12 protein-coding genes, 1 other RNA gene and 1 pseudogene are annotated in these 11,887 nt (G+C 37.5%); 7 read left to right on the top strand and 7 right to left on the bottom strand.

Features of this window, described 5'->3' with window-relative positions:
* On the bottom strand, positions 1-217 hold a 217-nt coding region (locus tag P8M52_RS06770), incomplete at its 3' end, for a hypothetical protein (RefSeq protein ID WP_363320153.1).
* Between the two features lie 33 nt (positions 218-250).
* On the opposite strand from P8M52_RS06770, the pseudogene rsxE reads away from it, so the two are divergent.
* From rsxE to prmC, 3 genes and pseudogenes are all read left to right on the top strand, one after another.
* Positions 251-670 (top strand): annotated as a pseudogene (gene rsxE, locus P8M52_RS04485) (electron transport complex subunit RsxE); the annotation flags it as partial.
* Positions 671-687: 17 nt separating this feature from the next.
* Positions 688-1,314: a rhodanese-like domain-containing protein gene (locus tag P8M52_RS04480; protein WP_300307907.1), complete on the top strand. Its 627-nt coding sequence runs from the start codon at positions 688-690 to the stop codon at positions 1,312-1,314.
* 3 nt (positions 1,315-1,317) lie between these two features.
* Positions 1,318-2,103 carry a peptide chain release factor N(5)-glutamine methyltransferase gene (prmC, locus tag P8M52_RS04475; protein WP_300307904.1) on the top strand — a complete coding sequence of 262 codons (786 nt, stop codon included), beginning with the start codon at positions 1,318-1,320 and terminating at the stop codon, positions 2,101-2,103.
* A 2-nt stretch (positions 2,104-2,105) separates the two neighbouring features.
* Here prmC and P8M52_RS04470 read toward each other — a convergent pair whose 3' ends face one another.
* From P8M52_RS04470 to P8M52_RS04460, 3 genes are all read right to left on the bottom strand, one after another.
* On the bottom strand, positions 2,106-2,381 hold the full coding sequence (locus tag P8M52_RS04470) for a hypothetical protein (RefSeq protein ID WP_300307901.1): 276 nt from the start codon (positions 2,379-2,381) through the stop codon (positions 2,106-2,108).
* 28 nt (positions 2,382-2,409) lie between these two features.
* An RNA gene (rnpB, locus tag P8M52_RS04465) (RNase P RNA component class A) lies at positions 2,410-2,751 on the bottom strand.
* Positions 2,752-2,756: 5 nt separating this feature from the next.
* Positions 2,757-4,250: a fumarate hydratase gene (locus P8M52_RS04460; protein ID WP_300307898.1), complete on the bottom strand. Its 1,494-nt coding sequence runs from the start codon at positions 4,248-4,250 to the stop codon at positions 2,757-2,759.
* A 90-nt stretch (positions 4,251-4,340) separates the two neighbouring features.
* Between P8M52_RS04460 and P8M52_RS04455 the strand changes: the two genes are divergently transcribed.
* Genes P8M52_RS04455 through mrdA form a run of 4 tightly spaced genes read left to right on the top strand, consistent with a single transcriptional unit; the run spans position 4,341 to position 8,522 of the window.
* Positions 4,341-5,372: a rod shape-determining protein gene (locus P8M52_RS04455; protein ID WP_300307895.1), complete on the top strand. Its 1,032-nt coding sequence runs from the start codon at positions 4,341-4,343 to the stop codon at positions 5,370-5,372.
* Positions 5,373-5,404: 32 nt separating this feature from the next.
* Positions 5,405-6,202, top strand: coding sequence for a rod shape-determining protein MreC (gene mreC / locus P8M52_RS04450; protein WP_300307892.1), 798 nt, complete (start codon positions 5,405-5,407; stop codon positions 6,200-6,202).
* Positions 6,199-6,669, top strand: a complete 471-nt coding sequence (gene mreD, locus P8M52_RS04445) for a rod shape-determining protein MreD (RefSeq protein ID WP_300307888.1) — start codon at positions 6,199-6,201, stop codon at positions 6,667-6,669. Before mreC ends, mreD begins: the two co-directional genes overlap by 4 nt.
* Positions 6,670-6,671: 2 nt before the next feature.
* Positions 6,672-8,522 (top strand): penicillin-binding protein 2, encoded by a 1,851-nt coding sequence (gene mrdA, locus P8M52_RS04440; protein ID WP_300307885.1) that lies wholly within the window; start codon positions 6,672-6,674, stop codon positions 8,520-8,522.
* Here mrdA and P8M52_RS04435 read toward each other — a convergent pair.
* The 3 genes from P8M52_RS04435 to P8M52_RS04425 are packed head-to-tail and all read right to left on the bottom strand — an operon-like array spanning position 8,499 to position 11,787.
* Positions 8,499-8,864, bottom strand: a complete 366-nt coding sequence (locus P8M52_RS04435; RefSeq protein ID WP_300307882.1) for a hypothetical protein — start codon at positions 8,862-8,864, stop codon at positions 8,499-8,501. The genes mrdA and P8M52_RS04435 overlap by 24 nt on opposite strands.
* Before the next feature lie 5 nt (positions 8,865-8,869).
* Complete coding sequence (gene tgt, locus P8M52_RS04430; protein WP_300307879.1) at positions 8,870-9,970, bottom strand: tRNA guanosine(34) transglycosylase Tgt; 1,101 nt, start codon at positions 9,968-9,970, stop codon at positions 8,870-8,872.
* 23 nt (positions 9,971-9,993) lie between these two features.
* Positions 9,994-11,787, bottom strand: a complete 1,794-nt coding sequence (locus P8M52_RS04425) for an ABC transporter ATP-binding protein/permease (RefSeq protein ID WP_300307877.1) — start codon at positions 11,785-11,787, stop codon at positions 9,994-9,996.
* Positions 11,788-11,887: the final 100 nt, after the last annotated feature.

Here is an 11,887-nt window from a genome sequence, read left to right as displayed (position 1 = left end):
ACTGCCAATGGCCATTTCTAAAGAGGTAAATTTCTTCATACACCTGCATAAGGTGCTGCATGCCCAATTGATTATTGCTTTCTTTTAACCGGTCTACCAGCGGTCGTTTATTCATTTCAGTGGCCAATTCCTTAAAGAACTCTTGCACACATTTTGGACGGTATTCTCTGAGGTCCATCAGGTATTGGGTAAGCTGATTCTGTGGGTAATAATGAATTACACCTGAAGCAATGTCTGCGGTTGGAATAATATTGTCTTGCGCGCCAGTTTGCCCCCTGTTGTTGAGTTATTAATGCAGTCGTATTTCTACGATTTGTATTTAATTTTGGGTATTTTTGTGCCGTTAATTGTTACTAACTGTGCTATTTTAGGTCGTGCTGAAGCTTACGCAAGTAAAAATACCTGGGGAAAGTCAGCGCTTGATGGATTAATGATGGGCATTGGTTTTTCAATTATTCTGATCATATTGGGTGCTATGAGAGAGCTAATCGGATCAGGCACTTTATTTGATCAATCTGCTTTATTATTGGGTGACATTGGTGAAACGCTTAGCGTCACCATTTTTGATGACTATCAAGGCACGCTATTAGCCATTCTGCCGCCCGGAGCATTTATTGGTCTCGGACTGATTGTTGCAATAAAAAATTATTTTGATTTAAGAAAAATTTAACCAAAAAGGAGAGGGTAATGAAAAAACTATTTATTTTATTGTTAAGTGCATTGACACTTATGGCAAACGCCGAAGGGGAAAAAACAAAAGAGGTGTTTATCTCTCCAGGTGTGATTTCAATTGATATTTTGCATCAAGATGAAATGATTAAATTACAACGAATCCAAGATCGCGATAATGAAATTTCTAATTTTTACTTAAAAACTACGCGTGGAAAAATTCAACCTATGCATCCTTTTGCACCGCATTTAGTTGAAACCATTGGCGAGCTTGAAATGATTGACTATGTCAAACAACGCTCAACAGGCGATGATAGTATTTTAGTTATTGATACTCGCACACCAAACTGGCCGGTTATTACCGGTGGTATTCCGACTGCGATCAACATTCCTTATACTAAGTTTAAAAACAAAGAAAAAGCCATGGAAATTATGGAAGACCAATTAGGCGTTCAAGTCGATGATATCTATGACTTTTCTTATGCTAAAACCTTGGTTATGTATTGTAATGGTATATGGTGTGGCCAAACGCCAACTGCTATTAAAGCATTACTTAAATATGGCTATCCAGCATCTAAAATCAAATACTACCGTGGTGGCATGAATGCTTGGAAATCTCTAGGGCTAACAACCGCTGACCTGTAAACTTTGAACACCATTCAAGACTACTTAAGCAGTGGCGCAATTGATATTGCGCCACTGCTATCTCTAGTACTTAATAAAACTAACGTAGAGCTTGTTACCCATAGTAACTATCCACTCACATTCCTAGAAAAACAAACTCTAGATGACTTTATTAAGCAAAGAACCAATGGAACACCCTTTTCTTATATTAGTGGCAAAAAAGGCTTTTATCACTTAGATTTTAACGTCACACCTGATACCCTCATCCCTAGGCCAGAAACCGAGCTGTTGATTGATATTGCATTAGACTTGTTCCCAAAAAACTATCCTTGTAAACTGCTGGACATGGGCACTGGTAGTGGCATTATTGCCGTCACCTTGGCGGATAAAAACCCTAATTGGCAAGTAACAGCCACTGATTACTCATCTAAGGCGCTTGAAGTGGCCAAGTCAAACACCACTAGAACAATTGAATTTTTACAAGGAAATTGGTTTGATCCAGTTGCAAGCCAACAGTTTGATTTAATCATTTCCAACCCGCCATACATTGAAGAAGGTGACGCTTACCTTGATGATTTAACCTACGAGCCAATCTCAGCACTCACAGCAGGTAAAGATGGTTTGGATGACATTAGAACGATTATCAATCAAGCACCAAACTATCTCTCAAAATCTGGCTTTTTACTGCTAGAACATGGCTACGACCAACAAGCTAAAATTGTAGAATTGTTATCAATTAAATTTACTAACATACAAAAATTTAAAGATTATAACAATATGGATAGATCCATCCTAGCTCAAAAAAAATAACACTATTTCTTCTGAATAGAGTTTAGAAATGCTTTTAATTTATCCTTATGAACGGAATCTACTTCACAGTATTTTTCTTGTTGTGTAAAGTAGTCTTCTTCTACCCAAGTAGAGGAAGGCTCGAATACTGGCACCTCTTTTTTTCCAGTATACACAACTGTATTATCAGTATAAATGGTGATATTCCCATCAGTATAGAACACTTCTTTTTCAGCATAAACATTGATGGTCAAACCCAATGAAACCACGGCAATTATTTGTGTAAACACTCTACTCATAGAAGTATTCTATAATAAATTTTAATAAAAGTGAAGTTAGTCTATAAGCCGGGTTCTGTAATAGATAGTCATTCATCTACGAATATTGTCACCAATACTCTTTAGCACTCTACCCGCTACCTTATGCGAGCCGCATCAATGGTAGCCTATTTGAGCTTGCTCCAAGCGGGGTTTACCTTGCCACGGTTGTTACCAAACGCGCGGTGCGCTCTTACCACACCTTCTCACCTTTTCCCATAAATGGGTAGTCTAAATCTCTGCAGCACTTTCCATTATGTCACCATACCTAGGAGTTACCTAGCACTTTGCTCTATGGAGCCCGGACTTTCCTCTGATAAGAAAACCTACCAGCGACCATCCGACTAACTTCGAACATTAATTATACTTTACTTGGATATCATGAAAGATACTGTGAATGTTATTTCCTTCATTATCTACTGCCACAGTAACTGGCATATTTTCTACCTCGAATTCGTAAATAGCTTCCATGCCAAGATCTTCAAAAGCCAAAATTTTTGATTTCTTAATGGATTGAGCAATTAAATAGGCGGCACCACCCACAGCAATAAGATAACTAGCCTGATGTTTTTTAATACTTTTTACTGTCTGCTCACCGCGCTCAGCCTTACCAATCATGCCCAAAATATTAGTATTTTCGAACATCATATCTGTATATTTATCCATTCGAGTGGCAGTCGTTGGGCCTGCAGGTCCAATGACTTCATTCCCTACCGGATCTACTGGGCCAACATAATAAACAAACTTGTTATCAAAATTAACTCCTTTAGGTAGTCCTTCACCATTATCTAACATTTGTTTTAGCCTAACATGGGCAGCATCTCGGCCTGTAATAATGGTACCTGTAAGCAACAACGTATCCCCAATATTCCAATCATGCATTTGCTTTCGCGTTAATGTATTTAGGTCAACCTTCTTATATTTAGAATAATCCATCTCTAAATTAGGATAAATATCCATATCAACCACTGGCATCTGCGCTTCACCTGACCCATCCAAACTAAAATGCAAATGACGGGTAGCAGCACAATTTGGAATCATAGCCACAGCCTGAGAAGCTGCATGACTAGGATAGTCTTTAATTTTCACATCTAAGACAGTGGTTAAACCGCCCAATCCCTGGGCACCAATACCGAGGTTATTGATTTTTTCCATTAATTCAAGTCGTAACTTTTCAATATTAGTTGGATTGTTTTTCTGTGCAACATCTGCAATATCAATAGGATCCATTAAGCTTTCTTTTGCCATTAACATGGCTTTTTCTGCAGTACCACCCACACCAATACCAACAATGCCTGGAGGGCACCAGCCAGCACCCATGGTTGGAATCGTCTTAAGTACCCAATCAGTCACACTAGATGATGGATTTAGAATGGCAAACTTTGCTTTATTCTCAGAGCCACATCCTTTAGCGGCAACAATAAATTTTACTTTATCGCCCTTAACCACTTTTGAGTGGATAACAGCTGGCGTATTATCTTTAGTGTTTTCTCTAGAAAATAAAGGATCTTTAATAATAGAGGCACGTAATGGGTTTTCTGAGTAAGTAAAAGCACGCCTAACACCTTCATTAATCATTTCATCTAGAGATAATTCTGCATCCCAGGATACATCCATGCCCACTTCTACAAAGACATTAATAATACCTGTATCTTGACACATTGGCCTTTGTCCAAGTGCCGCCATCTTGGAGTTGATTAAGATTTGCGCAATAGCGTTTTTAGCTGAATCATGCGTTTCCGTTTTGTAGGCTTTTGCCATGGCTTGGATAAAGTCAGGAGAATGGTAATATGATATATATTGCAACGCCTTAAAGACGCTCTCGATCACGTGATCTTGCTGAATTTTCATATTTTGACCACCTTAAGGATTGTTGTTTTTTGACTAATTATTTATAGTATTATATCTCTTTATTTCACCAATAACTAATCAGGAATTTTTATGTTTGATTTTTTCAAAGCTCAAAGTCTTTCAATTGACCTGGGTACTGCCAATACGCTTATTTACATGGATGGCTCGGTTGTATTAAACGAACCCTCAGTTGTGGCCATTCGTCAAGATCGTGGTTCAATGGAAGCAACTGTTATTGCAGTTGGTCAAGACGCTAAGAACATGTTGGGCAGAACCCCCGGATCAATTGAGGCAATTCGACCAATGAAAGATGGTGTTATTGCTGATTTTAAGGTAACTGAAAAAATGCTACAGCATTTCATTCGCAAAGTGCTACGCTCTGGTTTTTTCTCACCAAGCCCAAAGGTATTAATTTGTGTTCCTTGTGGCGCCACGCAAGTTGAACGTCGTGCCATTAAAGAAAGTGCTGTAGGTGCTGGCGCTCGTGATGTATATTTAATTGAAGAGCCAATGGCAGCTGCGTTAGGTGCTGGCATGGCAATTGAAGAAGCTTCTGGTGCAATGGTTATCGATATTGGCGGTGGCACAACAGAGATTGCCATCATGTCATTAAATGGAATTGTTTATTCTGATTCATTGCGAGTTGGTGGCGATGTATTTGACGACACTATTGTTAAATTTGTTCGTAGAGAGCATGGCATTATTATTGGTCTTGCTACTGCTGAACAGATTAAAGAAGAAGTAGGATCGGCTTTTAAAACCAACGTCGTTAAGAAAATTGAATTTAGAGGTAGGGATGTCGCCAAAGGCATACCGGTTAGTTTTGAAATTACTAATACCGAAATTCTTGATGCATTACAGGAGCCGCTTAGAACCATTGTCAGCTCTGTAAGAACAGCACTAGAAAAAACACCGCCAGAATTAAGTTCTGATATTGCTGAAAATGGCTTAGTGCTTACAGGTGGCGGCGCTTTATTGGATGGATTAGATAAACTTATCAACCAAGAAACTAACTTGCCTGTTCGTGTTGCAGATGATCCACTCACGTGTGTTGCACGAGGTGGTGGTGTTGCACTAGACATGATCAGTAAACATAACATGGGATTCCTGGCAGCTGAATAAATGCACTGGCTAGTTAACTTGGGTAAGAGGTAATGTTCTTTCTTAAAACTTTTATCCCGGTAATTGTTGCAATCTTTCTAATTCTTTTTGATTACAAATTCTCTTATCTTGATAATCTAAGACAAAGTGTTGCCACACTAATCTCTCCTGTTTATGTAGTAGTTAGCCTGCCAACTAAACTTTATACATGGATTGATGAACAAGGCACTTCTAAAGATCAACTGCTAAGTGATAATCAGAATCTTACTACCGAATTACTCAAACTAAAGGTTAAATTACAACAAATAGATGGCTTAACACTTGAAAATAAAAAACTTAGAGCTTTGCTGGATTCAAGCTATACACTTCCACAGACCAACTTTACAATAGCTCGTATTGAGCAAGTGACGCGTTCACGTCTAAAAAAACAAATCACCATTAACAAGGGTAGTAATGACCTCCTAAAAGTTGGTCAAGTAACACTTGGCGCTAGCGGCATTGTGGGTCAAATCACAGAAACAACCCCAAATAACGCCACAATCCTTATGATTAGCGATCCAACACAACACGTTCCTGTAAAAAACTCTCGAAACGGCATACAAGGCATTAGTCAAGGAGTAGCAGAAAATCAATACCACATGCAGGTTAAGTTTATCGAACCAGATCTAGACATTAAAATGGGTGATATTTTCTTAAGTAGCTCGCTAGGAGGTAAGTTTCCTGATGGATATCCTGTAGGAAAGGTTACTCATGTTGAACAACATAAAAACGAATCTTTCTTACATATTATTTTAGAGCCAATCCAGCAAACTCAAAACCTTGAACTTGTCATTATTTTGAATAAGCAATGAATACTCAACGACCTTACATATTTCTATTCAAAATAACACTCTTTTCGTTCATTTTGAGTGTGTTGCCATTTAATGAGATAATTCTTGATGTGTCTCCATTTTGGATGTTATTGCTCTACACTTATTGGCTAGTTTATTTTCCTGCAAAAGGCAGCTTATTTATTGCTCTTATTCTTGGCAGCTTATTAGATATCTTGCAAGGGGATATTCTTGGCCAAAATGCTTTAGCATTAATTTTGGCTAGTATTTTTATTAATAATGTTAAACAGTCTTTCCGTGTATCCAATCTAAGCACTCAACAAGTCTATGTATTCACTTCTAGTGGTATCTATTTAACTTTTTATTTTTTGACACATTTATTAATGCATGGAATTAATGTCAATTATTACTTACTATTAGCGCCACTTACTGGCGCAATACTTTGGCCTGTTGTGCGCTTTTCACTGGCCAAATGTAGGCATCAATAGCCATGGATAGTATTAGCAATACTCAACTTGAAAATTCGCTGCTATCATCTAGATTAAAAATAGCATTGGTTTTTATATTTTTACTCACTTTATTGCTACTGATACGTGTCTACAATCTACAGGTAGTAAACCATGAATTCTACCAAGAAGAAGCGCTCGGCAATCAAATGCGTAGCTTACCAATTACTCCAAGCAGAGGAAAAATTTTTGATCGACACGGCACACTGTTAGCCACTAATCAACTCACCTATCAGCTAACACTAACACCTGAAAAGGTTAAAAATATCAGTAAGACGCTAATCACACTTCAGCACAAAGGCTTTATCAGTGAAAACGATATTAAATCTTATTATAAAAATAGAAAACGTTTTCGTAAATTTCACAATATTCCAATTAAACATAATCTAAGTAAGGATCAAGTTGCTAAATTTTTAGTTAGTAATCAATTTCCAGGTGTTGATATAGAGCCTTATTTTAATAGAGTTTATCCGCATGGATCTTCGAGTGTACATGCAATTGGATATGTCTCAAGAATGAATAAGAAAGATAAGCTATTGTATGATAAAGAAAATTATTTAGGAACACTATTTGTCGGCAAAGTTGGCATTGAAAAACAATATGAAAACCTGTTGCATGGACATACTGGCATTAAGCAAATCGAACGCAATGTTAGTGGTCGTGTGGTGGATACAAAAATAACCACCCCTGCTATTGCTGGTAAAGACTTATATCTAAGCCTTGATTTAGACATGCAAAAAAAAGCTGAAGCGGTTTTGCATGGGAAACGTGGCTCCATTGTTGTAGTCAACGTTAAAAACGGTGAAGTGCTGACTTTAGTCAGTACACCTGTTTTTGATCCAAATTGGTTTGTAAATGGCATTTCTCATACAAACTACAATCTACTACAAACCTCTAAAGACATACCACAGCTTAATCGATCTGTTCAAGGTCTATACCCACCAGGATCTACCGTTAAGCCTATGGTAGCGTTAGCTGGTCTAGAAGAAGGTATTATTAACAATAAAAGCAAAACATTTTGCCCAGGTCATTATAGACTGCCTAATGTCAAACGTAAATTTAATGATTGGAAGCGTACAGGCCACGGTCATGTTGATATGAAAGATTCAATTGCTCAATCTTGCGATGTATTCTTTTATGATTTAGCTGACAAAATGGGCATCAACAAACTACATGATAATTTAGACTTGTTTAATTTTGGCCGTAAGACTGGCATTGATATTCCTGGTGAAAAAGGTGGGATTTTGCCATCTAAATCTTGGAAAAAAATAAATAGAGATGAGCCTTGGTATCGAGGAGAAACGCTTATCGCTGGCATTGGTCAAGGATTTATGACTTCAAGTCCACTGCAATTAGCAGTTGCAACAGCCGCACTTGCCAATAAAGGTCAATTATTTAAACCTACACTTCTTAAAAGCATTCAAACACCCGGTAAACCTATTGTTGAAACTGAGAACAAATCAAGTAGTCAAATACCCATCAAAGACATTCACAATTGGGAAGATGTGATTGAAGGTATGAGAATGACTATTTATGCACCAAATGGCACCGCCCGACATCTTAACAAAGATTTAATCTACACCTTGGCTGGAAAAACAGGAACAGCGCAAGTTTTTGGACTTGATGCAGAAGAACAGTATATTGCTGAAAAATACGAAGAAAAACTTAGAGATCATGCGCTCTTTACTGGCTTTGCGCCAATTAAAGATCCTGAAATTGCTATTGCAATTATTGTTGAAAATGCAGGCAGTGGCAGCTCAAAGGCCGCTCCTTTGGCACGTCAAGTTTTAGATGTTTATTTTGATAAACAGTTAGCCGATAGCCTGACTCAATAAGACCTTGTTAATTGGGAATTTCAATGTGACATCCATTCTATATCTTGCTTTTAGTTGATCCAATTGTGGCTGATTCATATCGTCATATAATATGATAATTTTTGCCTGAGGAGAATTCCCTTCTAAGGTTGCCAGTAAAGATTCAATATTGCTAACTCGATCTCGAAATTCTGGATTATGACTAAACTCTGCCACTAACACTTGATAAGTATTTTTCTTTGCTAATTTCGTAGCCTTACGCTGAGAACCTTCAAAGTCAACCAGAAACCCTTGTTCAACAAACATTGGTGTAAAGTCTTCAAACCCGCCTTCATCAACAAAAAATAGTAGTTTTTTATTCATATTCCCTATACTTGTAATTGATAAAAATTATCTTTAAATTCTGAAAAACGATCATTTTCTATAGCTAATCTCATTTGCGACATCAAATCTTGATAATAATATAGATTGTGAATGGTATTAAGTCTTGCGCTTAATATTTCATTTTTGCGTTGCAAATGATGCAAGTAAGATTTGGTATAATTTTTACAAGTATAGCATCCGCAACGCTCATCAAGCTTGGTTACATCTAGCTTATATTGTGCATTTCTAATTTTCACTATTCCTACTGAGGTAAACAAATAGCCATTGCGAGCGTTACGTGTGGGCATAACACAATCAAACATATCAATACCACGTTCCACTGCTTCAACCAAATCGCTTGGTGTACCCACACCCATCAAATACCTTGGCTTATCAGCTGGCAATTCAGCAGGAAGATAATCCAATACTTTTATCATCTCCTCTTTAGGCTCGCCCACACTTAATCCGCCAATTGCGTAGCCATCAAACCCAATTTCTATTAAAGATTTAGCGGATTCATGGCGCAACTCCTCGAACATACCGCCTTGAACAATGCCAAACAATGCATTGGTATTGTTCAACTTAATGTGTTCAGATTTTGATCGTTTAGCCCAACGTAAAGATAATTGCATTGATTGATCTGCAGTAGCTTTATCTGCAGGATATGGTGTGCATTCATCAAATATCATTACAATATCTGAGCCCAATTTCTTCTGAATTTGCATCGACTCTTCGGGGCCCATAAAAATTTTATCACCATTTTTTGGAGATCTAAAATCAACCCCTTCTTCGCTAATTTTTCGCATAGCTCCTAAGCTAAACACTTGAAATCCGCCAGAATCAGTCAATATCGGACCTTGCCAATGCATAAAATCATGCAAATCCCCATGTGCTTCAATGACTTCTGTTCCTGGTGTAATTGCCAAATGAAATGTGTTACCAAGTATTATCTGTGCACCCAAGCCACTAACCTCTTCAGGTGTCATTGCTTTGACTGTTCCATAAGTGCCTACTGGCATAAACGCAGGTGTTTGTACCTCGCCACGTTCAAAAGTCAGCTTGCCACGACGCGCTTTATTATCTGTGTTTGTTAATTCAAATTTCATAGTTAAACTTTAATGTTATCTTTTTATATGGTTGAATGCTGAGAGTCAATTTGAAGTTGCCAAAGCTTCTCGTACTCACCTTTAGATTGTAATAATTGCTCATGAGTGCCACTCTCTTGGATACCACCTTCACCAAGTACGATAATTTTGTCACTATCTACAATGGTAGAAAGTCTGTGTGCAATAACCAAAGTTGAGTGCTGCTGACTTAATGAATTTAAAGCTTCTTGTACCATTTGCTCTGAATATGAGTCTAGTGCCGATGTTGCTTCATCAAATATTAAAATTGGCGGGTTCTTTAACAGCACTCTAGCGATCGCCAATCGTTGTTTTTCGCCCCCAGAAAGTTTAAGACCACGTTCGCCAACCAATGAATCATATCCTTGTGGAAGTTGATCAATAAAAGTATCAATAAAGGCTAACCTAGCAGCATCTTTAACCTCTGATTCAGTTGCACCTTGTTTGCCATAAGCAATATTATAGTAAATACTTTCATTAAACATGACAGTATCTTGAGGTACAACGCCCATCGCTTGCTGTACAGAATTATGATTAAGATTTTTAATATTTTGTCCATCGATCAAAATTTCGCCAGAATCAACATCATAAAATCTAAATAGTAATTTGGCTAGGGTTGACTTGCCAGATCCCGAAGCTCCTACAATCGCTACTTTTTGTCCCGATTCGATAGTAAAGCTAATTTTATCTACTACCGAATCTTTTCCGGTATATGCAAAGGACACTTCTTTAAACTCAACCTTTCCTTGACTTACTTTTAGTTTAGGTGCGTCTTTCGAGCTACTAACTTTTGGACGCTGGTCAAGTAAGTTAAACATATTATTCATGTCGATAAAATTATGTTTAATTTGACGATAAACAATACCCAATGATCCGAGTGGCATAAATAATTGGAGTAATAATGCCTGAATCATTATCATATCACCTAAGCTTAATTTCTGCTCCACGACGCCCTGTGCAGCCATAATCAAGATTAGTGTAACACCAATTGCAATAACTGCACCCTGAACAAAATTAAGTGCTGTCATTGATGTAAAGCTTTTAGTGGCAACGTTTTCCCAACGGGTCATGGTATCTTGATAACGATTAACTTCATACGCTTCGCGGTTGAAATATTTAACTGTTTCATAGTTAATTAAACTATCTACTGCATTAGTATTAGCCTCAGACTGCATGTCATTCATCTGATAGCGATACTTCATGCGCCACGTAGTAATTGCAAGCGTTAAGCCAATATAAAATACAACAGTTGCTAACGAGATTCCAGCAAAAAAAACATCGTAATTAATCCACAACAAGCCAATAACCAAACAGATTTCAAAAAAAGATGGAAGAATGTTAAAAACAAAAATAGATAACAAGGTTGAGACGCTTTGTGTACCTCGATCAATATCGCGGGTGATGCCACCAATACGCCTATCAAGATGAAATGATAGATCAAGTGTATGCAAATGTTTAAAGACGCCCAATGCAATTAAATGCATTGCATGATAGCGAACTTTTGCAAAAATTGCATCTCTAAGTTCATTAAACAATGAGCTGGCCAGTCTTAGAGATCCGTAGGCAAATAACAGACCCAATGGCAAAATCAACAATATATTTGTTTGATCTAAAGAGTCAACAATTTCTTTAAGAACAACAGGTACAGCAACATTAGCTAGTTTGGCAGAGATTAAAAATAATGTTGCTAAAATCACACGGGAACGCATTGCCAATAAATAAGGCAATAACTTTTTTAAAACCTTTATGTCCTGGGTTTTGAAATCGTAGGCTTGGGTTGGTTGATTAGTAGTATGCATTGTTCATTGGATGATCTTTAGGAACAATCGCTCCTTTTTGTAATGCAATCTCAAGCACCTCATTACTACGAAATTGATCTGGTTTTTGCAATAATTCTTG

It is taken from the genome of Candidatus Thioglobus sp. (assembly GCF_029243085.1).
Taxonomy (GTDB): domain Bacteria; phylum Pseudomonadota; class Gammaproteobacteria; order PS1; family Pseudothioglobaceae; genus Thioglobus_A.
The sequence above is the reverse complement of the archived record's forward strand: the minus strand, read 5'-3'. Positions and strand labels throughout refer to the sequence as shown.

What these genes read in the sequence shown, in the direction of transcription:
- P8M52_RS04480 (WP_300307907.1), top strand. Translation starts at nt 688, where the DNA reads ATGAAAAAACTATTTATTTTATTGTTAAGTGCATTGACACTTATGGCA.
- P8M52_RS04470 (WP_300307901.1), bottom strand. Translation starts at nt 2,381, where the DNA reads ATGAGTAGAGTGTTTACACAAATAATTGCCGTGGTTTCATTGGGTTTG.
- P8M52_RS04460 (WP_300307898.1), bottom strand. Translation starts at nt 4,250, where the DNA reads ATGAAAATTCAGCAAGATCACGTGATCGAGAGCGTCTTTAAGGCGTTG.
- P8M52_RS04455 (WP_300307895.1), top strand. Translation starts at nt 4,341, where the DNA reads ATGTTTGATTTTTTCAAAGCTCAAAGTCTTTCAATTGACCTGGGTACT.
- mreC (WP_300307892.1), top strand. Translation starts at nt 5,405, where the DNA reads ATGTTCTTTCTTAAAACTTTTATCCCGGTAATTGTTGCAATCTTTCTA.
- mreD (WP_300307888.1), top strand. Translation starts at nt 6,199, where the DNA reads ATGAATACTCAACGACCTTACATATTTCTATTCAAAATAACACTCTTT.
- mrdA (WP_300307885.1), top strand. Translation starts at nt 6,672, where the DNA reads ATGGATAGTATTAGCAATACTCAACTTGAAAATTCGCTGCTATCATCT.
- P8M52_RS04435 (WP_300307882.1), bottom strand. Translation starts at nt 8,864, where the DNA reads ATGAATAAAAAACTACTATTTTTTGTTGATGAAGGCGGGTTTGAAGAC.
- tgt (WP_300307879.1), bottom strand. Translation starts at nt 9,970, where the DNA reads ATGAAATTTGAATTAACAAACACAGATAATAAAGCGCGTCGTGGCAAG.
- P8M52_RS04425 (WP_300307877.1), bottom strand. Translation starts at nt 11,787, where the DNA reads ATGCATACTACTAATCAACCAACCCAAGCCTACGATTTCAAAACCCAG.